The organism is Microbulbifer sp. VAAF005 (assembly GCF_030012985.1).
GTDB lineage: Bacteria > Pseudomonadota > Gammaproteobacteria > Pseudomonadales > Cellvibrionaceae > Microbulbifer.
On record NZ_CP120233.1, the window covers coordinates 288312 to 312290 of the forward strand.

Sequence of the window (23979 nt, forward strand, 5' to 3'; positions counted from 1 at the left end):
GAGGGTGAGGCTGTTTAAGTCGTAGCCGGTAGTACTTCCTTGTCAAACCAGTTGATTTCATTCATTTTGCGCACCACCACAAACTGGTCGCGGTTGGCGCCGACGGTGCCGTAGTAATTGAAACCATAGGCCAGTTGGCAGTAGCCACCGATCATGTGGGTTGGTTTCATATTGACCCGGGTAACTGAATTGTGGATGCCGCCGCGCTGGTTGGTAATTTCCGAGCCCACGGTATTTACGATTTTTTCCTGGGCGTGGTACATGATGGCTGAGCCCGGCATGATGCGCTGGGAGACCACCGCGCGGGCCGTCAGGGCACCATTGATGTTGAAGGCCTCGATCCAATCGTTGTCCCTGATACCGGCTCTTTGTGCATCTTCCTCACTGATCCACACCACCGGGCCGCCCCGGTTGAGGCTCAACATAATCAGGTTTTCAGTATAGGTAGAGTGGATTCCCCATTTCTGGTGGGGAGTGAGAATATTGAGTTGGATCTCTGGGTTTCCGTTGGGGATTTTCCCCAGCACCTGTTTGATCGAACGGGTATCGATAGGAGGCCGCCAGGTAACGAACCCCTCTCCAAACGCCAGCATCCAGTTGTGGTCCTGGTACAGTTGTTGGCGGCCTGTGATTGTGCGCCAGGGAATCAGCTCGTGTACATTGGTCCAGTTAGAAGTGTAGGAAACATGCTCGCTTTCGATACCGGACCAGGTGGGAGAGGAAATGATTTTTCGGGGCTGTGATACCACATCGCGAAAACGGATTTTTTCCTCTTCCTTACCCTCGGCCAAGTGCTCGTGGTTACGGCCGGTATTTTTGCCCAGTGCTTGCCACGCCTTTACCGCTACTTCACCGTTGGTTTCCGGTGCCAGCATCAGAATGGTTTCACAGGCCTCGATGTCGGTTTCGATTTTGGGGCGCCCGGCGCACTCACCTGACTTGATCCTGCCATTGAGATTAGCCAGGTTATCGATCTCGGTATTGGTATTCCAGTTGAGCCCTTTGCCACCATTGCCTTTGTGTTCCAGTTCTGGGCCTATGGAGGTAAAGCGTTCATAGGTGGCTGGATAGTTACGTTCTACAATGGCGATACTGGGCATGGTAACGCCAGGCTCGGGCTCGCATTCACCGCGCTTCCAATCCTTGGGTTCGTAGGGCTGGGCAATTTCCCCGGGTGTGTCGTGCTGGATCGGGGTCAATACTAAATCCCGCTCCACGCCGAGTACCTCCGGACATATTTCTGAGAATTTCCGGGCAATCCCTTTGAAAATATCCCAGTCACTGCGACACTCCCAAACCGGGTCCACCGCAGCGGTTAAAGGGTGGATGAATGGATGCATATCTGAGGTGTTGAGATCGTGTTTCTCATACCAGGTGGCGGTGGGCAGGACTATGTCGCTGTACAAACTGGTGGTCGACATGCGGAAATCAATATTCACCATCAGGTCCAGTTTGCCGGCAGGGGCCTCTTCATGCCAGCGCACTTCACTGGGTCGCCCCTCATCAGCATCATTTTCTTCTCCCACCACGCCGTGCAATGAACCGATAAAGTGTTTGAGAAAATACTCGTGACCTTTGCCGCTGGCACCCAGCACATTGGAGCGCCAGAAGAACATGTTGCGCGGCCAATTCTGGGGACTGTCCGGGTCCTCGCTGGCAAATGCCAATTCGCCGGATTTTAATTTTCTGGGAATTGCTTCTGCGGGGGATTCCCCTGTTTCGGTAAGCTGTTTAGCAACTTCTAGTGGATTAGTATTCAGTTGTGGTGCGGAAGGCAGCCAGCCCATACGTTCGGCGCGCACGTTGTAGTCGATGATCTCCTGGCCCCAGTCTCCCCTGGGGGCGAGTGGGGAAAGGATGTCGGAAACCTTCAGGGATTCATAGCGCCACTGGTTGGTATGGGCATAGAAAAATGAGGTGCCATTCATATGGCGGGGAGGGCGGTTCCAGTCCAGGGCGAAGGCGACTGGCAGCCAGCCGGTTTGTGGGCGAAGTTTCTCCTGGCCGACGTAGTGTGCCCACCCTCCTCCTGATTTACCCACACAGCCGCACATGATCAGCAGTGCAATAATGCCGCGATAGCTCATGTCCATGTGGTACCAGTGATTGAGGCCGGCGCCCAGGATCACCATGGATCGGCCTTCAGTAGCCTCAGCATTGGTGGCAAATTCCTGTGCAACATGGATGATGGCATCGCGTTTTACACCGCAAACTGATTCGGCCCAGGCGGGGGTAAAAGGCAGATCATCATCGTAGCTTTTTGCTATATTGCCGCCGCCGAAGTCGCGATCGACGCCATAGTTGGCAAGAAACAGGTCGAAGGTGGAGGCTACTTGGCAAGGGCCTCCTTTTAGTTCGACGGTCGTTACCGGTATCGTACGCGCCAGGATGGTATCGTGCCCGGTTGCAACAAAGGTTTCAGGGGCATCGGCGCCAAAATAGGGGAATGCAACGGCTTCCCGGCTGTTCGATATTTTCTCCAGGCTCAGTGCGAGCTTGATAGCGCGCCCCTGGCCATCTTTCTCTTCCAGGTTCCACTTGCCCTGTTGTCCCCAGCGGAATCCGGCACTGCCGTTGGGGCAGACAATATCACCGCTGGGTTCATCGAAAGCGACGGGTTTCCAGTCGGGGTTGTTGTCCTCACCCAGAGCGCCGCTGAAGTCGGCCGCCCGCAACAACCGGTCTGGTACTAACTGTCCATCCCGCTCAACCAGTTTGACCAGGAATGGCATGTCAGTGAATTGCCGTGCGTAGTTCATAAAATACGGAACCTGCCGCTTTACATAGTACTCGGTGAGAACAACATGTCCGAGTGCCAGGGCCAAGGCGGCATCTGTTCCCTGCTTGGGGTGCAGCCACAGATCGGCAAACTTACAGGCCTCGCTATAGTCCGGTGAAACTACAACGCTTTTAGTGCCTTTGTAGCGCACTTCGGTATAAAAGTGCGCATCTGGTGAGCGTGTCTGTGGGACATTTGACCCCCATACCAGGAGATAGCCGGAGTTGTACCAGTCAGCGCTCTCAGGAACGTCGGTTTGCTCTCCCCAGGTTTGGGGGGAAGAGGGGGTAGGTCACAGTACCAGTCGTAAAAGCTCAGCAGCACGCCACCGAGAAGTGATAAATAGCGACTGCCGGCGGCATAGGAAACCATCGACATTGCGGGAATAGGGGAGAAGCCAGCGACTCGGTCGGGTCCGTACTTGTCGATCGTATAGGCGTTAGCTGCGGCGATTATCTCATTGACTTCATCCCAGCCGATACGGACGAAACCACCCCTACCACGGCGGGAAACCCAGCTCTCACGACTGTTCTGGTCTTCTGTAATAGAGCGCCAGGCATCTACAGGGGATTTAGAGGTGCGCGCGTTGCGCCAGGCCTCCACCAATCGTGCCCGAACCAGTGGGTATTTCACTCGGGTGCCGGAATAGAGGTACCAGCTGTAACTGGCACCCCGGGGACAGCCTCGCGGTTCATGGTTGGGTAGATCGGGCCGGGTGCGGGGGTAGTCAGTCTGTTGAGTCTCCCAGGTAACAATGCCGCCCTTTACGTAGATTTTCCATGAGCAAGAGCCGGTGCAGTTGACACCGTGGGTAGACCGTACAATTTTGTCAGCCGCCCAGCGTTTGCGGTAGGCATCCTCCCAATCCTGGGACTCACCTGTTGTAATTCCATGAGCGTCAGAAAAAGTTTCGGTGCGTTGGCGAAAAAAGGTGAGGCGGTCCAGGAAGTGACTCATATGCTATTCATCCATGAGTGCATGAGAGAGTAAGCGGTGCGCCTAGTGCCTAGAGGCTAGCTGAGACTTTTGCTATTTCAAGGTTGTTTCTTTTTCATTCTCTGAAGATAGCTGCAGCCGAGCAGAAAAATATGTGGAATGAAGTGGTTGAGGATTCAGCTGACTTTCAAGCTAGTGGCACTTGTCTAGTGCTGGAGTTTGAAATTTCCTGAGGGGTTGTAAGTAGGCCAATAGATGGGGGAGTGAAGTGCTTTAGAAAACTGAATGAGTCTTCTAGGGAGCCTCTGGGTTATTCAGAGGTTCCCTAGATTGCTAAAACGAGCTGCAAAAAAGGCGATTACGCCATATTTATCACTGTGGGTAGTTATTTAGCCCAGTGCTTTGACCAATAATGCCCGCTGCAATTGCGTATCTTCAATACCTTCCGGCCGAGGAATTTTCACAATATGCCCTGAGCCTGGCGCCACATCGATAGCCTTACCTTCCGTATTCTCCATTTGCTCCAAGGGGAAGAACAAGCTACCGCTGGGAGTCATTAACTCCAATTGATCACCGCGTTCAAAGCGATTTTTTACGTCAATCGTCAAATACTCAGGACTGCCGTCAATAAGCTCGCCTACGAACTGTTGGCCCGGAGTTGATATCAATCCCTTTTCATATTGCTGGTATTCTGCTGGTGGATGGCGACGGTAGAAACCTTCCGTGTAGCCCCGGTTCGAGAGGGTTTCTAATTCGTCCATCATCTTCATGTCAAAGTCTTTTCCTGCTGCAGCATCGTCTATCGCGCGACGATAGATCTGAGCAGTACGAGCCACATAGTAGTGGGATTTGGTGCGACCTTCGATTTTTAAAGAGTGAACGCCCATTTCCGAGAGGCGCTTGACGTGCTGTACGGCCCGCAGATCTTTGGAGTTCATGATGTAGGTACCGTGCTCATCTTCGTAGGCCGGCATATATTCTCCAGGGCGACCCTCTTCCTGTAGTAAAAAGGCCTGGGAAGTACTTTCACTGGCGGAGGTGGGTTGCTTGGTGGGTTCCTGGGTTTGCACATGAATCAACTCGCCAACTTCATTCTCTTTGGCTTCATGAGCTTGGTATTGCCAGCGGCAGGAGTTGGTGCAGGCACCCTGGTTGGCATCTCTATGGGTCATATAACCGGATAGCAAGCAGCGCCCGGAATAGGCGATACAGAGCGCACCGTGGACAAAGACTTCCAACTCCATCTCGGGCACTTTCTGGCGAATTTCTTCAATCTCATCCAGGGACAGTTCCCGGGAAAGTATCACCCGAGATAACCCCTGGCGATGCCAGAACTTTACGGTCGCGTAGTTTACCGCATTGGCCTGTACGGATAGGTGGACTGGCAGATCAGGCCAGCGCTCCCTTACCATCATTATCAGGCCCGGGTCGGACATAATCAGGGCGTCAGGCCCCATTTCGACAATTTCTTCCAGGTCCCGCAGGTAACTGCGAACTTTGTCGTTGTGAGCGGCGATATTAGAGGCGATATAGAACTGTTTTCCCTGCTGGTGTGCTTCTTCTATGCCTAGGCGCAGGGTTTCAATATTTTTAAATTCATTATTGCGCACACGCAAGCTGTAGCGGGGTTGGCCGGCATAAACGGCATCGGCACCATAGGCAAACGCATATCGCATATTTTTTAAAGTCCCTGCGGGGGACAGTAACTCAGGTTTAAACACGGAAAAACTCATAGTGGAATAGTCGGACGCGGCCGCATGTTAACGGTATTCAAGATCGCGCTAATTGATATAAATCAATTAGCGCTGGGGTGGGGGTGATAAGCTGTTATGGAGGGAATCTATGCTGTTACTCTAGCCGAATAATAGACCTCTAACCTCTGATTTTTGCTGTTTACTTTTTAGTTCTGCAGGACCTGCTGATAACCCTGTGTGTATACCCAGTCATTATTCTTGGCAGGCAAATGACATCCAAAACAGTTGTTAAGCCCGGTGCCTTTCCAGGTTTCAGTTTCACTTTTGGCTATTCCTGGCTTAAATAAAGCCCATCCCCAGCCTTCTGCCCAAGCCGGGTTTTCTGGGAAGCGGTTGTTATCGTCTTTTACCATCATAAAAGTGAATTGAAGGTCTGAGGAGTAATAAGCCAACCCTGTGGTTAAGGGCTCCGATTGGGTGCTATTAACATCCTTTACCAAAACTGTCCCATCGGGAAACTTCCCCTTTTTGCGATACCCTTCTACTGCCTGGGGTTGGGTATAAACATTATGAGTATCCCATCCATCGCCACTCGAGGACTTTACCTGATAGGAGCCCAGGAAGACCCATTCCCGGCGGTAATTATCCGGCAAAGTAATATTCCCCTGGCTATCAACCATGCTTTTATAGGTTGAATTGAGGTTTTCATCGGCCTTTGCAGAAATACCCAATACGAGTGTCAGAACTAAAGAGGTAAATAAGTAGGCGCTGCGCATAATCCTTTTCCATTGCTGTTGATGTGGGAGAGCTATACCCGGGTTTCAGCTGCTGGAAAGTATATGAAGGCGGGAAGGGTAAAACTGTCAGCTGGCTGACACTGGCGCATATATTTGGTTCTCTGCCAGGCTTTTTAACGCGGTTTGATCGAGAAGGCAGATATATTGGCGCGTATAGTCGATAACACCATCAGACTTCCACTGTTTAAGCTGTTGGCTGACTGTTTGCCTGCTGCCACCAGCCATGACGGCTAGTTCGGACTGGGTCAATTTGATGTCTAGTTGATGTCCATGACCACAGGGTTGTCCCCGGTAATTAAATAGTTGTGCTAACAAATTGGCCAACCGGACCGGTAAGGGGGCGGTGATGTGGAGGAAAAGACGTTGCTGAAGCTGAGATTCCCTTGTGGCTAGTTGTTGCAATAGCCCATCGTGGGTCTGTGATTGGCGCTCCATCACGGCGTTTAGATGTTGAATGGATGTAACTTCCAGTTCGCTGCCGGATTTGGCGGTTGCTTGAATGTCCATGTTTTTCCCAGTTAGACCTGGTCCAAACCATGATCCGGGCCCGTAGAGATCGATAATGGCTAGGTTGCCGCAGTAGTCCACTTTTTGGATAAGGACGTAGCCGGCATGAATAAAATAAACCTGGGAACCAGAATCCCCTTGTCGGAGTAATACCGTTTCTTTGAGGAATCGAAGCTTTTTTATTGGATCGCTAGTTCGTTGCAAGTGGGTTGATTCCTGTTTTTAGAGATTCCTAACAATATAAAATTCTTCGGTCGTTTGTTTAACTATCTGAAGTTTAGGAAACAGCTAATCTTACTCCATCTGTTTTGCCCTCCGACAATTTCACGGGCTATTCAATCATGATTGCTGACCCCGCTCCGAATATCCGCCCCGATTACGATCAGGTGATACAGGATATCGCAGATTATGTGCTTCATTTCAAAGTGGGTTCCAGTGATGCTTGGGAAACAGCACGGTTAAGCCTGATGGACTCCTTGGGGTGTGCCTTTCTGGCGTTGAGTTTCCCTGAATGCACAAAGTTGTTAGGTCCCTGGGTGGAGGGGACATGGGTGCCGAATGGGGCCCGGGTACCTGGCACCCGGTTTCGCTTGGACCCGATAAAAGCGTCATGGGACATCGGCTGTACAATTCGATGGCTCGATTACAACGACACTTGGTTGGCGGCTGAATGGGGGCATCCCTCTGACAATCTTGGGGCAATATTGGCCGTTTGTGACCACCTGTCGCAAGGGCGATTAGTTAAAGGGGGAAGCCCAATAAAAATGGGCGCGGTACTCGAAGCAATGGTCAAAGCCTACGAGATTCAAGGTGTCTTGGCATTGTCTAACAGCTTTAATCGGGTTGGGCTCGATCATGTACTACTGGTGCGGGTTGCTTCTGCCGCTGTGGCTGCCTGGCTTAAAGGTGCTGGGCGGGAGGAAGTAATGGCGGCGGTGTCTCAGGCGTGGGCGGATGGTGGAGCATTGCGGACCTATAGGCACTCCCCGAATACTGGATCACGCAAGTCCTGGGCTGCAGGTGATGCCAGTTCCCGTGGGGTTCGCTTGGCTGATTTGGCGATAAGTGGAGAAATGGGGGTGCCCGGAGTACTTACGGCAAAGCAATGGGGTTTTTATGATGTCCTTTTTAGCAAGATGAATGCTGAGCAGCAACTAAAACCACCACCAGAGTGCAGTTTTCAGTTCCCTAGAAGTTTTGGCTCCTATGTGATGGAGAATATCTTATTCAAAATTTCTTATCCGGCTGAGTTTCACGGTCAAACAGCTTGTGAGGCGGCAATTATTTTACATCCACAGGTTGCAGACCGTATCGATAATATTACCAAGGTGGTAGTGACCACACATGAATCAGCCCTTCGCATCATCACTAAATCAGGTCCATTAAATAATCCGGCAGATCGGGATCATTGTTTGCAATATATTGTTGCAGTGGCGCTAATTTTTGGTGACTTACAGCCAGGTTTTTATGAAGATGATTTTCATCGCGATCACAAAGAGATCGATATCTTGCGGGACAAGATTGAAGTGATAGAAGATAAAGGTTACTCAAAAGATTATTTAGACCCAGATAAGCGTTCTATAGCCAGTGCGGTACAAGTATTTTTTAAAAGTGGTGACGCATCAGAAAAGATTGAAGTTGAATATCCGATGGGACACCGCCGTCGCCGACGGGAGGGGATTCCGTTATTGGAAGATAAGTTCCGTAGTAATTTAGCTACGCGATTCCCTCAAGGGCGGGCTAACAAAATTTTTGCAGCTATTAATGATCTTCAAGGGTTAAAGCAGTTGTCAGTTAATCGCTTTATGGATCTATTGGTTATTTAGAGGCTCCTTAGGAAATTCCCCAGAGTGAAAAAGGCGGCCAAAGGCCGCCTTTTTCATTGCTCAATCTTCCCCAAGCGGCAGAGTCGCACTTTCCAATTTGGACCGCCACATTTAAGGAATGATTAGAACTTGTATTCAACACCAATACCGGCGTAGCTGCGATCGTAGTCTTCGTCAGCAGTTTCGTCGGTGTAGAAGCCGAAAATTTTGGCTGCGCTGTTGAATTTGTAGTCTGCGCCCAGGCTGAAAGTCTCGCCGCCTTCTTCTTTGATATCAGACTGGCCGTACTGGGCTTTCAGAGTCCACTGGTCCAGCTTGTAAGCAACAGAGCTCATCCAGCCGTCGACAGTTTCGCCGCCGTCAGCATCTTGCTCTTCGAACAGGGCGCCTACTTGTACAGGGCCGATGTTGTACTGAGCTACAAAACGATGAACGTCAACGTCCTGACCTTCAACGTCCTGGTCCATAGCGTAGGCCAGGTAAACACCGTTGTTGTCATAGGCGACAGACATGGAAACGCCGTTGTTGCGTTCTTCGCCGGTAGTTTCGTCAATAACTTCTTCTTTGTTACTGATGAAAGCCGCAGAAGCTTTGAAGCCACCGAAAGAAGGAGTAGTGTACTGAAGTGCGTCTTCTTCGCGGTTATCGCTGCTGGTGATCAGGCTCTTGATATCGCCTTCGAGGTCGTTGAACAGGTCAACTTTCTTCTGGGCAACTTTCAGGGGAGTATCGAACTTACCAGCGATGACCTGGCCAAAGCCGCCTTCCAGGCCTGCGTAGATGTTGCGCTGGGAGAAAGTATCGTCAGCGTCACCGTCCATATCTACTTCGTATTCCATACGGTAGATACCTTTAACGCCTTCAGTCAGGGCGATTTCGCCTTTCACGCCCAGGCGGGAAGCGTTGCTCTGAACGTCAGTGACGGAATCGTCACCTTCGTCGGCAGCCTGGAAGGTGACGTTGGCTTTGCCGTAAAAGTCGAGTACATCGCCTTCATCTTGGGCGTTGGCCAGAGCAGGTACCATGGCAACGATGGCCAGAGAGAGAGCGGTCTTATTCATAATCGTCTCGCACAGTTTATGGTTTTGGGTTGAAAGGTGCCTTCCGTGTCGTCCTAGTTGGCTGCCTTTCGATTTGGTGCGGATTCTGCGTTTTGAATATGACAAACATGTTAAAAATGGCATTTTTCTTAAAAATATGTGACTGGCCAGTGCTATGAATGGCAGGTTAGCTAGCTATATTAAGGTTTCAGGCGCCTGAAGCGGCGGTTCGCAATCATCGTTGATTTGAGTGAAGGTGGTCAATAGTTGAACAAAAAGATGGTGTAAGGGATGGCGCTGGGGATGGAATTATGGAGTTTTCGGGAGCGAATTCAGCAGCTTTCTCACCTGCTGGCTAAGGCGAGAGGCATTGTCGTCTACATGGGGCCCAGCATATATCTTTGGGTCTATTCGCTATCTATTATCGCAGTGGGATGTCTTGCCCGATTACCCGCTGAAAGCACTCTGTGGGCACTGTATCTCTCTCTAGCCTTGTTTGCCTGGGTGGTAATACGCCGCTGGCGCCCCCTTGCTCTGATCTTTCTCTCCTTTATTGGTGCGACCTGGGCACTCCACTCTCATGAAGCATCGCTGGATCGCCGGCTCCCCCTCGGTGCACATGGTGCGGACTTCGTACTTCAGTTGAACCTGGTCTCGCTGCCTGAATTAACTGAGGGGGAGGGTTTGGCGCTAGTTCAGAATCACAAACGGTGCGTTTTCGCGCTCGAGTTGTGGATATTGTTTCCAGTTCTTTAGGTGAAGAGGGTGGCCAGTTAGCACCGCCAGAGCTATCTATCGGAAGCCTTCTCAACCTAACCTGGTATCGAATTGACGGTGAGGCTCTGGCTCGCCTGCGGGGTGGCTCTCAATGGATATTGCCTGTGCGATTGAGAACTCCCAGGGGGAGCGTTAATCCACATACATTCGACTATGAAGGCTGGCTTTTGCGAGAGGGAATTACGGCAACAGGGTATGTTCGCCCCCGCGATTATCCTCCTCAGTGGCTGGGGCAGGGGAATGGCATTATCGGGTTAAGGGATGAATTGCGCTCCCTAATTAGTCAGTTACCGATCCAACGACCGGACCTGATAGCTGCGCTATTGCTTGGGGATCGCAGTCAGTTGAGCGAAGGTGATACCGACCTGCTTAAAAGGACAGGTACGGGCCACCTTATTGCCATATCCGGCTTACATGTGGGCATGGTGGCCGGTTGTATTTTGTTGATGGGCACCGTACTGGCAAAAGGGATTGGACTTTTTACGGGCACCAGCCGTTTTGGTATTGCGATAGGACTCGCCTTGGTGGCGAGCCTTGTTTATACCTTGATCGCCGGCGTTCCTCTATCCGCGCAACGTGCGCTTGTAATGACCTGGGTGCTATTACTGGGTTGGCACTGGCGGCGCAGACTGGGAGCGGGTTTTGCTTTCTCATTGGCACTGGCAATAGTGCTTACCCTGCAGCCACTGGCTTTTTACAGTGCTGGTTTTTGGTTGTCCTTCGTGGCCGTCGGGAGTCTGCTTTTGGGGTTTAGTGGGCGAATTAGCTTAAGTCGAGAGCCGCAATGGAGGCCGAAGGCTGAGGCCTCTGGTGCTGTAACCTCATGGCAGCACCGATTTTCCCAGTTATCGTTATGGCAGCTGTTGCGAAGCCAGTGGCTGATTGCAATTGGCCTGTTTATCCCATCGATAATATATTTTTCAGGCTTTAGCCTTTCAGGTGTATTGGTCAATCTTGTAGCGATTCCCTGGATGGGCCTGTCTATTTTGCCATCACTTATGTTAGGTGCTGTATTTATTGATACTCAGCTGGGTGTTTGGCTGCTGCAGTTTGCAGGTTGGCAATTGGATCTGCTGATGACTGCACTCAATATTGTCGATCATTCGATACCGGGGTTTCGTGGTTTTGCGATTGCCTCCACTGCATTGGTGATAGTCATCGCCGGGCTTGGCGCGGTGCTACTTTTGCTGCCTAAAGGGTTGCCAGGGCGCAAGTTGGGCTGGTTATTTTTTCTTCCAGTTGCTCAGCCCTGGCTTTCTACATTGGCGCCGGCAGATGAGCGTTTGAAGTTGTCAGTCCTGGATGTTGGTCAGGGGTTGTCAGTAGTTATCAGCACTGGAAAAAGTCGTATTGTTTATGATGCAGGGCCTTCAATCCCCTCGGGCTGGAGCGCGGGAGGTTCGATAGTGGCTCCCTACTTGATGAGTAGCGGAGGTAGTGAACTAGATATGCTAATCGTCAGTCATGGTGATAGGGATCATGCCGGCGGCGTGGCGGGTTTACTTAGAAACATTGAAGCAAAAAAGCTCTATGCTCCGGGGACTTTAACTAGCAATTTACCATTATCGCCAGCCACGATTACTGAGCAGTGCTGGGCAGGAATGGAAGAACAGCTGGGAGATATATCATTTCGATGGTTATGGCCCTCCTTAACGGCACAGGGAGAGGAATTACTGGATGGTGAGGAGAACGATCACAGCTGTGTAATTTTGGCTGAGTGGCAGGGGGTGCGTTTACTGCTTACTGGGGATATCAGTCGTAAGGTTGAATATCAACTGTCTAAAATGTATCCACAATTTTCCGCTGTTGACGTACTGATCGCGCCTCATCATGGTTCCCGCTCTTCCTCATCGGTCGCTTTACTCGAATGGGCCAGGCCTAAACGGGTTGTATTTAGTGCCGGTTTCCGCCATCACTTTGGCCACCCTCACACCGATGTTGTGAAGCGCTACCAAAACTTCGGTGCAAGAATTTTAAATACCGCTGAGAGTGGTGCGATCGAGTTTTTGTGGAGGCACGGAGAGGAAGCACCTGAAGTTAAACAGGCTCGTTTGGCACCTCGGTTTTGGTATGCGAGTCACAACAGGGACTAACGAAGTATGGGAGGACTTAGCCGCCGGGATCAGCTGTGGTAAAGTGCAGCTCCACGCATATTTAGATGCGCTAATAATTTTTCCGATGAAGCCTTTCGCTGTTTGGGACTATAAAAGTGGTAGAAGAAACAAAACTATACGATTTATTAATGCTCGGCGGCTGGTTGATGGTACCAATCATGCTTTGTTCTGTAGCAGTTTTAGCTATCTGCGGAGAGCGTTTATGGACTTTGCACTCACAGCGCATTGCACCGAATACCCTTCTAGGGGAAGTTTGGGGTTGGCTCAAAAACAACCAGATCAATGCTGAAAAATTAAAGGAGCTGCGCGACTCCAGTCTATTGGGGAAAATCTTTGCTGCGGGTCTTTCCAATTCTCGCCACGGTCGCGAAGTAATGAAGGACAGTATCGAGGAGACTGCCAGTCAAGTAGTTCATGAGCTTGAGCGGTTTTTAGGTGCTCTCGGTACTATTGCTGCAGTGGCACCGCTAATTGGCCTGCTGGGGACTGTGATTGGCATGATTGATGTATTCGGACAAATTGTAATTCAGGGTACAGGTAATCCTGCTGCCTTAGCCGGTGGGATCAGTAAGGCCCTGATCACCACTGCTGCTGGCTTGACCGTAGCGATTCCGGCATTGATGGCGCATAGATACTTCCAGCGTCGCGTTGACACCATTGTTGTGGCAATGGAGCAGGAAGCGGTCAAGCTTGTTGATGCCTTGCATAGCGATCGTAAAATCGAAGTCGCAGCCTGAGTGGGGTAGCAAGCGATGCAATTCCGCCGCCAAGCCAAAGAGCAGGAAGGGGTTAACCTGACGCCGCTTATTGATGTGGTATTCCTGCTATTGATTTTCTTTATGGTGTCTACAACCTTTACTAAGGAAAGCCACCTTAAGCTGAATCTGCCTGAAGCAGCAGGCCCCCAAGCTGTTGAACAGCCTAAATTTGTGGAGATTTTGATCAGCTCCGATGGCTCATACTCAGTAGATGGGCAGGCTTTAATCAATAAGAAGATCAACACTCTCAAATCTGCGCTGTCGGAAGTTTCCGCAGGCGAGTACAATCGCCCGCTTGTGATAACCGCCGACGCCACCGCTCATCACCAAGCCGTGGTTCGGGCAATGGATGCCGCTGGACAGCTAGGCTTTGTCAACCTAAGCATTACTACACGGCAACCGGAAGAAAACTAGCGCGGAACCCTGACTGGGAACTGACTTACCTTCGGTTTCTGTGCCCACTCGCCCCAGTTGGGGCGAGTCCATTCATTGGTCTGTATGAAGAAAGTAAAAGCGCCTCCCAGCAAGCCGCAAAATGGGGCGGAAACTTATCGTCGATTGCTTACTTACGCCCGCCCGCACATGGCAATTTTTGGGGTTGCGGTACTGGGCTTTTTCCTGTTTTCGATCATGGGCGTCAGCCTGATTGCTGTGACCGAGCTGTTGCTCGATGCAGTGGGGGCTGGTATCCAAGAGAGTCGCGGGTTTCTCTCAAAGTTTGTAGCATCCTATTACCCCGATGGAGTAATGCCCCAGGAGACTGCTCGTTGGCTTGTACCGCTCGCAATGTTGCTGATTATTGTCCTTAGGGCTATTGGCAATTTTGTCGGCAGCTATGGTTTGGCCTATGTGGGCCGCGCAGTGATCCACGAGTTGCGAACACAGCTATTCGAGAGAATTGGCCAGCTTCCCAGCTCCTATTTTGACCGCTATACCGGCGCTTACCTGATCTCAAAGGTTTCATACAATGTTGAGCAGGTAACCAACTCCATCACCAAGGCGGTGAAGGTACTCTTCCGCGAGTCGTTTACGGTAATTGGTCTCTTGACCTACCTGTTACTGGTGAACTGGAAGCTGACTTTAACCTTCTTCCTTTTTGCCCCCTTGATCGCCTTTATTGTGCGTATCGTGGGTAAGCGTTTCCGCAAACTGAGCCATCGCATCCAGAATTCCATGGGCGACGTTACCCATGTCACCCAGGAAGCGATCAATGGCTATCAAGTGGTGCGGATGTATGGGGGACAGGATTACGAGAAATCCCGTTTCCTCTCTGCCAGCGACAATAACCGTCGGCAGTTTATGAAGCTCGTAGTAGCAAACAATGCCAGTGTTTCTGTGATTCAGATCCTGGTTGGTTTGTCTACTGCAACTATTGTCTGGCTGGCTCTGGCACCGGGTATGGTTGAGTCCATGACTGCTGGGGTTTTTGCCGCCTATATTGGTGCAGCTGCATCATTGGCTAAGCCAGTGCGCAGCCTTTCCGAAATTTTTGCCGATATCCAGAAGGGTATTGCGGCAGCGGAGAGTATCTTTGAAGTAATGGATGCTCCCAGAGAGCCCCAGGATGGTGAAGCTCAGCTACCTAAGCCTGTGAATGGAACAGTAGCTTTTGAAGGGCTTGAGTTTAGCTATGACCCGGCAGCACCCAAAGTACTCTCCGACATCAGTTTCGCGGTAAATCCGGGAGAAACGGTGGCCCTGGTGGGTGCGTCTGGCTCCGGCAAGAGCACGCTGGTAAGTCTGCTGGCTAGGTTTTACGAGCCGACAGGTGGACGTATCCTGGTCGATGGGGCTGATATTTCCAAGGTGCCACTTAAAGAGTTGCGCCGCCATATCAGTATGGTTTCCCAAAATATCGTACTGTTTAACGATACTGTATATCGCAATATTGCTTACGGTGAGTTAGAGCATGCACCGAAGGAAAATGTATTGCGTGCTATAGAGCAGGCACATGCGGCTCAATTTATTGAAGAGCTTCCCCAGGGGCAGGATACGGTTCTGGGAGATAATGCGCAGATGCTATCCGGCGGCCAGCGGCAGCGTTTGTCTATTGCTCGCGCCCTGCTTAAGGATGCGCCCATACTGATCTTGGATGAGGCTACCTCAGCGCTGGATAATGAATCGGAGCGCCACATTCAGGCGGCTCTGGCTGAAGTCATGAAAAACCGCACCACGTTTGTTATCGCCCATCGCCTGAGTACGATCGAGAATGCTGATCGTATTCTGGTGATGGAGAAAGGTCGAATTGTAGAGTGTGGGAATCACGCAGAGCTGCTTGCCCAGGGTGGGCGATACGCATCTCTGTTACAGCAGCAAACAATGGGGTAGGGCATCTGGATGTCACTGGAAGACTGGTTTAACAAACGCTGGTATCCGGAAAAGGGTGAAGGTCGCTCGCTCTCCCTGCTTACTCCGCTGGAGTTACTCTATGGGGGTGAGCAAACGGCGCCGGGTAATGAGTTCGCGCACTCCACCGGAGCCCTTATCAGTTCCTGTCATCGTCATCGGTAATATCACCGTTGGTGGTGCGGGTAAAACGCCATTGGTGGCGGAGCTGGCTCGCTGGCTAAAGGAGCGGGGTCGCAATCCGGGGATTATCAGCCGTGGCTATGGTGGTCGTGCAGAAAAATATCCTTACCAAGTGACTGCCCAATCCCACCCCTTGGAGTCCGGGGATGAGCCGCTGATGCTGCACTTGATCACCGGTGTGCCGGTGATGGTTTCTCCCAATCGCACCGAGGCGGCGCAGGCCCTGATCGACTATCACCAGTGCGATGTTATTTTGTCTGACGATGGGCTACAGCACTATAGTTTGTGGCGCAGTTACGAAATTTGTGTGGTTGATGGTCATCGAGGTTTGGGTAACGGCCATATGTTGCCCAGGGGGCCTCTGAGGGAGCCGGCGACGCGTCTGCAAAGCGTCGACATGCTGGTAAGTAATGGCGAGCCAGAAGCTAAGGTCCGGGATCAGTGCGGAGGGCTTTTAGAGTTTGAGATGACGCTTGAGCCTTCATGTTGGCATCAGTTTAACCTCGATCAAACCTCTACTTTGCGCTTGTCGTCAGGGCCAGAGGTGGGGCCTTGCCACGGGGTTGCAGCGATCGGTAATCCCAAGCGGTTTTTCCGTTCACTGAAAACGCTGGGATTTGAGGTGACAGAGCAACCTTTTGACGATCACCATCAATTCAGCCCCCAAGAACTACATTTCGATGGGGAAACCCCGGTGATCATGACCATGAAAGATGCAGTGAAATGCCGTGATTTCTGGGAAAGTCATTGGTGGGCACTCGAGGTGCGGGCCAAGTTGCCAGACCTTTTTTATCAAAAAGTACACAAGCACTTGCAACAATTTAGTGAAAATGAAAAGTAACTCTTCTTTCGACGTCATTATTCCCGCACGCTATGGCTCGAGCCGCCTGCCAGGCAAGCCCTTGGCCGATATCGGCGGCAAGCCGATGGTGGAGCATGTTTATTTGCGTGCCCGTGAGAGCGATGCTCAGAGGGTGGTTATCGCCACCGATGATATGCGTGTAGCGGAGGTGGCTCACGGCTTCGGCGCCGAGGTGTGTATGACATCTGCCGAGCATGCCTCGGGAACTGACCGACTGCAGGAGGTGGCTCAGAACCTGGGCCTTGCCGAGGACCGCATTTTGGTCAATGTGCAGGGCGATGAACCTTTGATACCCGCCGAGGTGATAAATCAAGTAGCTGAAAACCTGGCGGCTAGCAAGCGAGCCGGCGTTGCAACCCTGGCGGAACCCATCACCTCAGTGGAGGATTTTCGCAACCCGAATATCGTCAAGGTAGTGACAACAGAGTCCGGGCTGGCCAGGTATTTTTCACGAGCGCCAATCCCATGGCCCAGAGATGCCTTTGCGATGGATAGCAGTGAACTGCCAAGCGGCCTGGAACCCCGTCGCCATATCGGTATCTATGCTTACCGTGTTGCGCTATTGCGCCAGTTTATCTCCTGGCCTATGGCTCCACTGGAGCAGTTTGAGGCTTTGGAGCAGTTGCGTTTTCTTTACCACGATCAAGAGATTCACGTAGCAGATGCCTGTGCAGAAGTACCCGGGGGTGTGGATACTGAGCAGGATCTACAGCGTATGCGTGAAACCCTGGCCTGATGTAGTACCCAATGATTGAAGCTAATATCGATTTACAGCCCCACAATACCCTTGCAATCTCGGCCAACTCCGCTTTTTTTGCGCGGGTGGAAACAGTGGATGAGTTGCGTGAGGCTTTGAGTTTTGCACAGCAGAAACGTTTGCCGATCTTGCCGTTGGGTGGAGGCAGTAATGTCGTATTAACGGGGGACTTTCCAGGGCTCGCCATTCAGGTTGGGTTACGCGGGTTGGAAATTACTCCCGATGGTCGCGGTGGCACTATTGAGGCGGCGGCTGGGGAGGGCTGGCACCAGTTAGTTATGTCTACTGTTGAGCAGGGTATGGGAGGGCTGGAAAACCTCGCATTAATTCCAGGAAAAGTGGGTGCAGCACCCATCCAAAATATTGGTGCTTACGGTGTAGAGCTGTGCGATTGTTTTTGTAGCTTACAGGCCATGGAAATATCTACCGGTGAACTGCATAACTTTTCTGTGGCAGAGTGTGGCTTTGACTACCGGAATAGTGTGTTTAAAGGGGAGCTGCTGGATCAGTACATTATTACCCAGGTAAATCTTCGTCTTGCAACAGATTGGCAGCCGAAAGTTTCCTACCCAGCATTGCAGCAGTTTATTTCCCAGCAAGGTTGGAATTGTGACTCCTTGACACCTGCGCAAATTGCCGCTGCGGTTATCGATATTCGCAACAGTAAATTGCCGCTCCCCGATCAAATTCCCAACGCGGGGAGTTTCTTTAAAAACCCTGTGGTGAATGCGGACATTTATCAAAGCCTAAAATCGGAACATCCCGATTTGGTAGCTTATGCCAGCGGTGAAGGTTGGAAGTTGGCGGCGGGCTGGCTAATTGATCGCGCTGGTTGGAGGGGTAAGCGGCAAGAGGCGGTTGGTGTTCACCACCAGCAGGCATTGGTTTTGGTTAATCCCGGTCGGGGCGGGGGCGATGAGGTGACTAGATTGGCTAGCGCCATAGCTTCCGATGTGCAGGCTAAGTTTGGTGTTACGTTAGAGCCTGAACCTCGCTACTATCCGTAAGCAATTCGGTGCTGCTTGCAGGGTGGCGCCGACAAACCTTTTCTTTTTCTTCACTGAACGACAATCAGTAAGTACCCAATAGCTAAGTGCGAATTTCTTTTGGGGAGTCCTGCTCAGGCATAAGCTCAACAGAGAATTATTCTAGTTGTTGACGATTATTTTGTTATAACAAAATTTGTTTCTAAGATTTTTTTATATTTCAATTTCTTTCATAAATATTTTCTGCGAGAAAGTGAATCTTTAATCGCAAATTTTGCGGAAGCGCTCACCCTGTTCGCAGAAAAATCAATCGGTACGTTTTTACGGTATAATTAAATGTTATAAAGGCAGCAAGATCCTGTGGTTAAATGTCTGATCGGCAGCATTTGAAACGGTGCTTCTGCTTTGCAGTAGCGTTTTTGTCTGGTATGTTGCGATTGGGTTCCAGGGGGACCTACACGGGGTAGTTTCACCGTGAGCTTAAAAGAAAACGCAGTTGATAGAGCTCGTGCGTTGAGGATGTATACGCGGCGTGGCCACTGCACTTATCCGTAGTTGGGGATAGCTTGATCAAAGTCTTAGTGGTGGATGATCACGATCTTGTGCGAATGGGTATTTCGCGCATGCTGGGTGATGTTGAGGGTATAGAAGTTGCCGGAGAGGCAAATTGTGGTGAGGAGGCCTTGGAATTCGTTCGCCGGTCCAATGTTGATGTCATTCTAATGGATGTAAAAATGCCGGGTATGGGTGGCCTTGAAGCGACCAGGAAGCTACTACAGCGATGCCCGGAGGCGAAAGTTATAGCTGTCAGCGCACTCGATGATGACTTGTTCCCTGGTCGCTTGATGCAGGCAGGGGCTATGGGGTATGTCACTAAAGGTGCGGACCTTGAAGAAATGGTTCGAGCGATACGCACTGTAATTTCTGGTGGTGTGTTTATCAGTAATTCCATGGCAACCAAAATGGCGATGCGAAGTGTCAGTGGCCAGGATGAACAACAATCTCCGTTTGAAAAATTATCTAAAAGGGAATTGCAGACTGCAGACATGATCGTCAATGGCGCTAAGGTTGCGGATATTGCAAAGTCTCTCTCGGTAAGCCCCAAAACGGTGAATAGCTACCGCTACAGGATTTTTGAGAAGTTAGATATTAATAGTGATGTAGAGTTGACGATCCTCGCTGTTAAGCACCAGATTCTTGATCCAGAAGCTGCACTTTAATTGAAAAGTGGCTGAACTTTGTAAAATATTGAGGCCGGTTGCCAGATGTTCGACAGCAAGCGTTTCCTCGCGACAGTAACTCGCAAACCCGGCGTCTACCAGATGTTCGACGCCGAAAATAAAATTCTCTACGTAGGGAAAGCCAAGAACCTTCGCAATCGGTTGTCGAGCTACTTTCGCAGCTCCGGACTAACGACAAAAACCATGGCGCTGGTGCAGCGTATTGGAAACATCGAAGTCACCGTTACGCGCAGTGAAACCGAAGCCCTGGTGCTTGAACAAAGCCTGATCAAGTCCCAGCGGCCCCCATACAATGTGATGCTGAAGGATGATAAAGGGTACCCTTATATCTTTCTTTCCAGCAATGACACTTTTCCCCGTATTGCATTCCACCGCGGTGCCAAGCGCAAGAAAGGCCGATACTTCGGGCCTTTTCCAAACGCATCGTCGGTTCGCGACAGCCTGAACTTTTTGCAAAAAACTTTTCGAATCCGCTCTTGTGAAGATAGTGTTTTTCGCAACCGTTCAAGGCCCTGCCTTCAATATCAGATAGAGCGCTGCACCGCTCCCTGTGTCGATTTTATTTCCCCCGAGGACTATCGCCAGGATGTACGCCACGCAGAGATGTTTCTCACGGGTAAAAGTGACAACATTATTCGAGAGTTGGCTGACCAAATGGATGAGGCATCCCGAGCGCTGGAGTTTGAAAAAGCCGCGAGACTGCGAGACCAAATTTCCGCACTGCGTCGTCTGCAGGCGGACCAGGTAGCTGAAGGTGCAAGTGGCGATGTGGATGTGCTGGGAATAGCCAGTGAAGGCGGTAGCTGTTGCGTACACGTTCTGTTTGTCAGGCAGGGGCGAATTCTGGGGAGTCGCAGTTATTTTCCCAGTGAGCGCCTGGGACTCACACCGCCAGAGCTACTTTCCGCATTTGTCCCGCAATTTTACCTGGGCAGTCCCCGAGAGATCCCCCGTGAGATTTTGGTTTCAGAGGCCTTACAGGATCTCGAACCACTTCAACAGGCTCTTAGTGAGCAGTGTGGTCGCGATGTCGGTATCACCCATAAGTTGCGTGGCAAGCGGGCCACTTGGGTTGAAATGGCGCAACAAGCAGCGCAACAGAATTTGAGCAGTCGAACTGCAGCCCAGCAAAAACTTTACAGTCGGTTCGAGAAACTCCAGGAAGTGCTCGAACTGGAGCAGCTCCCGGAGAGGCTCGAGTGCTTTGACATCAGCCATTCTTCCGGTGAGGCCACGGTTGCGTCCTGTGTTGTATTTGATACCGGTGGCCCGGTGAAATCGGATTATCGCCGATTCAATATTGAGGGTATCCAGGCGGGCGATGATTATGCGGCAATGGGGCAGGCGCTAAAGCGGCGCTATACCCGCCTTTCCGGTGGCGAGGGCAAATTCCCCAATATCCTGTTGATCGACGGGGGAAAAGGCCAGGTGACACAGGCGGTAGAAGCTCTGAATGAACTCGGCATCGTCGGAGTTCAAATTATTGGTGTTGCCAAAGGAACTACACGAAAAGCCGGCTTTGAAACACTACATGTGGTTTCCAGTAACAAAGAGCTTGTACTCTCCGCCGATTCATCAGCGTTGCACTTAATTCAACAAGTGCGAGACGAAGCGCACCGCTTTGCTATCGCTGGCCACCGGGCAAAACGGGATAAAAAACGCAGGGAGTCCCCACTGGAAGGTATTGCTGGAGTAGGGCCTACTCGCCGCAGGGCACTGCTGCGACATTTTGGAGGTTTACAGGAGCTAAAGCGTGCAACAGTAATGGAGATTGCCAGCGTGGATGGTATCAGCCGTAAATTGGCTCAGGATATATACTCGGCACTACACCACGAGTAGAACAGGAGTGAGCTGGCGATTAAATGGCCAGTTTTTTCCAAAGCGTTTCATTTTGCGCGATGGCTTGATAACGTACGCCCTCCGCAAGAATAGAGAAAAGTATGACAATCGCCAATCAACTGACACTGTTACGTGTTGCTTTGATCCCATTTTTTGTTTTGGTTTTCTATTTGCCGTACAAGTGGAGTTACATTGCTTCTGCTGCAATTTTTGCAGTTGCCGCAATTACCGATTGGCTTGATGGCTATCTCGCCAGAAAATTAAACCAGAGTACTGCCCTGGGAGCCTTTCTGGACCCGGTTGCCGATAAGTTAATGGTGGCTACTGCATTGGTCTTGCTGGTGGGATTACATGACCACCCGCTGTTTGCGATTGCTGCGGCGGTGATTATCTGTCGGGAGATCGCGGTCTCGGGGTTGCGGGAGTGGATGGCTGAGTTGGGGCAGCGCAGTAGCGTTGCGGTTTCCTATGTAGGCAAAATCAAAACTACTGCACAGATGGCAGCAATTCTTGTTTTGCTTGCCTTCGATGTTAGAGAGTTTCCGGTGATGGAAACTATTGGATACCTGCTTCTTTATATTGCTGCCGGCCTCACCTTGTGGACTATGGTGATGTACTTGCGCGCCGCATGGCCGGCCCTTATGGCCGACAGCCAGGATAAGTAGATAGAGGGGGATTACCTCTCTCACAAAATTGGCGCCTCGACTCCGGCATGTGCTGGAAAACGAGGCGCTCTTTACCACGTTTCAACTCGCTCTTCCTCTTCCAAATCCCTGCGCTCCTCTAAATTGTTAGATACTTTTCTGCGATCTATAGGAAGCTCATGTCCGTCAAAAGCCACCTGATTATGATTTGGCTGCTTTGCATCACTCTCACTGTCGAGGGGCAAATTGTACACGATGCCGAGTTTTATATTCTCAAGATGCAAAACGGCGATCGTTGGGATCAAGAGGATTTGGAAGTTGAGCAACGCTTGCAGCAATTGCGGCAGAAATTTGGACAGCCACCGAATATCGTATTCCTGTTGTGGGATGACACTGCATTTGGAGCTGTCGGTTTTCCTGCGCTGCAAAAGAACTTTGGCTACTCTACGCCAAACCTAAACCAGATGGCCGCAGAGGGTATCAACTTTACCCGCATGTACTCTGAGCCCTCATGCACTCCGACCCGCGCCGCTGCCCTCACCGGACGGCTACCGGTGCGTTATGGTATGGGTGAAGTGGGGATGCCCCACGAGTTTTCTGGTTTGCGCGCCGAAGAAGTCACTATTGCCGAGGTACTTTCGCAAGCGGGTTATGCGACGGGCTTTTTTGGCAAGGGGCACCTTGGAGATATCGAGGAGAGTTATTTACACAATCAGGGATTTGATGAGGCGTTGTTCACCCCAATGAACCAGATTACCTCCCTGTTTAACCCCCAGGCAAATGTGGCAAATGCGGTGCTGGGTATGTTCCCCGAAATCTACCCACCTGATCCCTACCAATTGGACAGTCCCGGTCTGATTCCCGCTGGCTGGGTAATGAATATTGAAGGGAAAAAGGGACAACCGGGGCGGGAATGGTGCGGAACATCCAACGAGTGCTTCGCTAAGTTTGATCCAGAAGCAGAACAGAGAACGCTGGCGTTTATTCGACGCAGTGCGGAGCAGAAGAAACCGTTTTTCGTTGCCTACTGGCCCAATCTCCTTAATTTCATGGCGATGTATAACCCCAAGCGCTCGGTAGCCGGGCTGATGGTTGCTGATGCCTTCCCGGCGATGGATAACTTTGTCGGGGTGCTGATGCAAGAGTTAAAAAGCTTGGGGCTCGCTGAAAATACCTTGTTCGTTGCAATGGCGGATAACGGCCCCATGGTCCACAGTCCGCCGGCGGGGTGGGGGATGCTGCCCATGTTGTATCGGGGTGGCAAAGGGGATTTTACTGAGGGAGGCGTTCGCGTACCTGCTTTTGCCTGGTGGCCAGGAACTATCGAAGCGGGACAAACGGCAGGAGATATTATTCATATCACTGACCTGTATACGACTTTTGCTCGCTTGGGTGGAGCAACTGATGCTATTCCTACGGATCGTGTCGTTGACGGCCTCGATCAGACCGCTCTTTTTCTAAACGGCGATACCCATGGTCGCCGGGATTATGTATTTATCTATACGGGTGAGGAATTGGGGGCAACAGTAAAGGGGCGGTACAAGAGGCATTGGCTGGGAGCGGGGGAGGTGGCAGGGTCGGGGATGCCGGAAGCCTACTACGATTTATATATGGACCCCCGGGAGGAGTCCCCGCAGTTGGTGCCGTTAATTTACACCCAGGGCCAGTTCAATCATATGGTGGCCCGCCACCGCTTGTTCAAACGTAAATATCCAGATGTAGCCAGCGGCAAAGGCATACCCTATACCGGGCTGGCCAATGCGCGCCCTGAGACACAGGCTATTGGTGAACGCGTGCGCGCAGTCATCAGTGAGATGCCATTCACCATTGAAGACTATCTTGAGTATCAGATCCCCGGTGCCGACAAGGTCGGCGACTGGGGAGATTAAAGCG

At 51.2% G+C, this 23979-nt stretch carries 19 protein-coding genes and 1 pseudogene; 14 read left to right on the forward strand and 6 right to left on the reverse strand.

The genetic code is table 11. The features are described 5' to 3' along the window. Nucleotides 1-14 precede the first annotated feature (14 nt). The 5 genes and pseudogenes from P0078_RS01255 to P0078_RS01275 all read right to left on the reverse strand — a co-directional run. Nucleotides 15-3005 (reverse strand): annotated as a pseudogene (locus tag P0078_RS01255) (nitrate reductase subunit alpha); the annotation flags it as partial. After that, nucleotides 2900-3736: a molybdopterin-dependent oxidoreductase gene (locus P0078_RS01260; protein WP_282932669.1), complete on the reverse strand. Its 837-nt coding sequence runs from the start codon at nucleotides 3734-3736 to the stop codon at nucleotides 2900-2902. The pseudogene P0078_RS01255 and the gene P0078_RS01260, both read right to left, overlap by 106 nt. Before the next feature lie 368 nt (nucleotides 3737-4104). Continuing rightward, entirely contained in the window at nucleotides 4105-5448 is a 1344-nt protein-coding gene (trhP, locus tag P0078_RS01265; RefSeq protein ID WP_353057033.1) for a prephenate-dependent tRNA uridine(34) hydroxylase TrhP, read from the reverse strand. A gap of 167 nt (nucleotides 5449-5615) precedes the next feature. Continuing rightward, nucleotides 5616-6185, reverse strand: a complete 570-nt coding sequence (locus P0078_RS01270; protein ID WP_282932671.1) for a cytochrome P460 family protein — start codon at nucleotides 6183-6185, stop codon at nucleotides 5616-5618. An 87-nt stretch (nucleotides 6186-6272) separates the two neighbouring features. Next, nucleotides 6273-6917 (reverse strand): Crp/Fnr family transcriptional regulator, encoded by a 645-nt coding sequence (locus tag P0078_RS01275; protein WP_282932672.1) that lies wholly within the window; start codon nucleotides 6915-6917, stop codon nucleotides 6273-6275. A 137-nt stretch (nucleotides 6918-7054) separates the two neighbouring features. Between P0078_RS01275 and P0078_RS01280 the strand changes: the two genes are divergently transcribed. Continuing rightward, on the forward strand, nucleotides 7055-8539 hold the full coding sequence (locus tag P0078_RS01280) for a bifunctional 2-methylcitrate dehydratase/aconitate hydratase (RefSeq protein WP_282932673.1): 1485 nt from the start codon (nucleotides 7055-7057) through the stop codon (nucleotides 8537-8539). 122 nt (nucleotides 8540-8661) lie between these two features. Here P0078_RS01280 and P0078_RS01285 read toward each other — a convergent pair whose 3' ends face one another. Beyond that, entirely contained in the window at nucleotides 8662-9600 is a 939-nt protein-coding gene (locus P0078_RS01285) for a porin (protein WP_282932674.1), read from the reverse strand. A 270-nt stretch (nucleotides 9601-9870) separates the two neighbouring features. Between P0078_RS01285 and P0078_RS01290 the strand changes: the two genes are divergently transcribed. The 13 genes from P0078_RS01290 (at nucleotide 9871) to P0078_RS01350 (ending at nucleotide 23975) form a co-directional block, all read left to right on the forward strand. Beyond that, entirely contained in the window at nucleotides 9871-10335 is a 465-nt protein-coding gene (locus P0078_RS01290) for a hypothetical protein (protein WP_282932675.1), read from the forward strand. After that, the gene (locus P0078_RS01295) at nucleotides 10290-12449 is read left to right on the forward strand and encodes a DNA internalization-related competence protein ComEC/Rec2 (protein WP_282932676.1); all 2160 of its coding nucleotides are present in this window, start codon (nucleotides 10290-10292) and stop codon (nucleotides 12447-12449) included. Before P0078_RS01290 ends, P0078_RS01295 begins: the two co-directional genes overlap by 46 nt. A 149-nt stretch (nucleotides 12450-12598) precedes the next feature. Continuing rightward, the gene (locus P0078_RS01300; protein ID WP_282934683.1) at nucleotides 12599-13207 is read left to right on the forward strand and encodes a MotA/TolQ/ExbB proton channel family protein; all 609 of its coding nucleotides are present in this window, start codon (nucleotides 12599-12601) and stop codon (nucleotides 13205-13207) included. 15 nt (nucleotides 13208-13222) lie between these two features. Beyond that, nucleotides 13223-13642, forward strand: coding sequence for an ExbD/TolR family protein (locus tag P0078_RS01305; protein WP_282932677.1), 420 nt, complete (start codon nucleotides 13223-13225; stop codon nucleotides 13640-13642). An 84-nt stretch (nucleotides 13643-13726) separates the two neighbouring features. After that, on the forward strand, nucleotides 13727-15556 hold the full coding sequence (gene msbA / locus P0078_RS01310) for a lipid A export permease/ATP-binding protein MsbA (RefSeq protein WP_282932678.1): 1830 nt from the start codon (nucleotides 13727-13729) through the stop codon (nucleotides 15554-15556). Nucleotides 15557-15565: 9 nt separating this feature from the next. Beyond that, nucleotides 15566-15739 carry a hypothetical protein gene (locus tag P0078_RS01315; RefSeq protein WP_282932679.1) on the forward strand — a complete coding sequence of 58 codons (174 nt, stop codon included), beginning with the start codon at nucleotides 15566-15568 and terminating at the stop codon, nucleotides 15737-15739. Further along, a complete protein-coding gene (lpxK, locus tag P0078_RS01320) occupies nucleotides 15684-16598 on the forward strand; it encodes a tetraacyldisaccharide 4'-kinase (protein ID WP_282932680.1) in 915 nt (304 codons plus the stop codon). Before P0078_RS01315 ends, lpxK begins: the two co-directional genes overlap by 56 nt. Further along, nucleotides 16588-17355, forward strand: coding sequence for a 3-deoxy-manno-octulosonate cytidylyltransferase (kdsB, locus tag P0078_RS01325; protein WP_282932681.1), 768 nt, complete (start codon nucleotides 16588-16590; stop codon nucleotides 17353-17355). The genes lpxK and kdsB overlap by 11 nt, the downstream gene beginning before the upstream one ends. A gap of 11 nt (nucleotides 17356-17366) precedes the next feature. Further along, entirely contained in the window at nucleotides 17367-18383 is a 1017-nt protein-coding gene (murB, locus tag P0078_RS01330; protein ID WP_282932682.1) for a UDP-N-acetylmuramate dehydrogenase, read from the forward strand. A 545-nt stretch (nucleotides 18384-18928) separates the two neighbouring features. Continuing rightward, on the forward strand, nucleotides 18929-19582 hold the full coding sequence (gene uvrY / locus P0078_RS01335) for a UvrY/SirA/GacA family response regulator transcription factor (protein WP_282932683.1): 654 nt from the start codon (nucleotides 18929-18931) through the stop codon (nucleotides 19580-19582). Nucleotides 19583-19627: 45 nt separating this feature from the next. Next, nucleotides 19628-21442 carry an excinuclease ABC subunit UvrC gene (uvrC, locus tag P0078_RS01340; RefSeq protein WP_282932684.1) on the forward strand — a complete coding sequence of 605 codons (1815 nt, stop codon included), beginning with the start codon at nucleotides 19628-19630 and terminating at the stop codon, nucleotides 21440-21442. 101 nt (nucleotides 21443-21543) lie between these two features. Beyond that, a complete protein-coding gene (gene pgsA, locus P0078_RS01345) occupies nucleotides 21544-22107 on the forward strand; it encodes a CDP-diacylglycerol--glycerol-3-phosphate 3-phosphatidyltransferase (RefSeq protein WP_282932685.1) in 564 nt (187 codons plus the stop codon). Between the two features lie 158 nt (nucleotides 22108-22265). After that, on the forward strand, nucleotides 22266-23975 hold the full coding sequence (locus P0078_RS01350) for a sulfatase-like hydrolase/transferase (RefSeq protein WP_282932686.1): 1710 nt from the start codon (nucleotides 22266-22268) through the stop codon (nucleotides 23973-23975). Nucleotides 23976-23979: the final 4 nt, after the last annotated feature.

Coding starts and splice junctions, on each gene's coding strand:
- pgsA (WP_282932685.1), top strand. CDS start 21,544: ATGACAATCGCCAATCAACTGACACTGTTACGTGTTGCTTTGATCCCA.
- uvrC (WP_282932684.1), top strand. CDS start 19,628: ATGTTCGACAGCAAGCGTTTCCTCGCGACAGTAACTCGCAAACCCGGC.
- P0078_RS01280 (WP_282932673.1), top strand. CDS start 7,055: ATGATTGCTGACCCCGCTCCGAATATCCGCCCCGATTACGATCAGGTG.
- P0078_RS01270 (WP_282932671.1), bottom strand. CDS start 6,185: ATGCGCAGCGCCTACTTATTTACCTCTTTAGTTCTGACACTCGTATTG.
- murB (WP_282932682.1), top strand. CDS start 17,367: ATGATTGAAGCTAATATCGATTTACAGCCCCACAATACCCTTGCAATC.
- P0078_RS01290 (WP_282932675.1), top strand. CDS start 9,871: ATGGCGCTGGGGATGGAATTATGGAGTTTTCGGGAGCGAATTCAGCAG.
- P0078_RS01350 (WP_282932686.1), top strand. CDS start 22,266: ATGTCCGTCAAAAGCCACCTGATTATGATTTGGCTGCTTTGCATCACT.
- P0078_RS01315 (WP_282932679.1), top strand. CDS start 15,566: ATGTCACTGGAAGACTGGTTTAACAAACGCTGGTATCCGGAAAAGGGT.
- kdsB (WP_282932681.1), top strand. CDS start 16,588: ATGAAAAGTAACTCTTCTTTCGACGTCATTATTCCCGCACGCTATGGC.
- P0078_RS01305 (WP_282932677.1), top strand. CDS start 13,223: ATGCAATTCCGCCGCCAAGCCAAAGAGCAGGAAGGGGTTAACCTGACG.
- trhP (WP_353057033.1), bottom strand. CDS start 5,448: ATGAGTTTTTCCGTGTTTAAACCTGAGTTACTGTCCCCCGCAGGGACT.
- P0078_RS01300 (WP_282934683.1), top strand. CDS start 12,599: ATGCTCGGCGGCTGGTTGATGGTACCAATCATGCTTTGTTCTGTAGCA.
- P0078_RS01260 (WP_282932669.1), bottom strand. CDS start 3,736: ATGAGTCACTTCCTGGACCGCCTCACCTTTTTTCGCCAACGCACCGAA.
- P0078_RS01285 (WP_282932674.1), bottom strand. CDS start 9,600: ATGAATAAGACCGCTCTCTCTCTGGCCATCGTTGCCATGGTACCTGCT.
- msbA (WP_282932678.1), top strand. CDS start 13,727: ATGAAGAAAGTAAAAGCGCCTCCCAGCAAGCCGCAAAATGGGGCGGAA.
- lpxK (WP_282932680.1), top strand. CDS start 15,684: ATGAGTTCGCGCACTCCACCGGAGCCCTTATCAGTTCCTGTCATCGTC.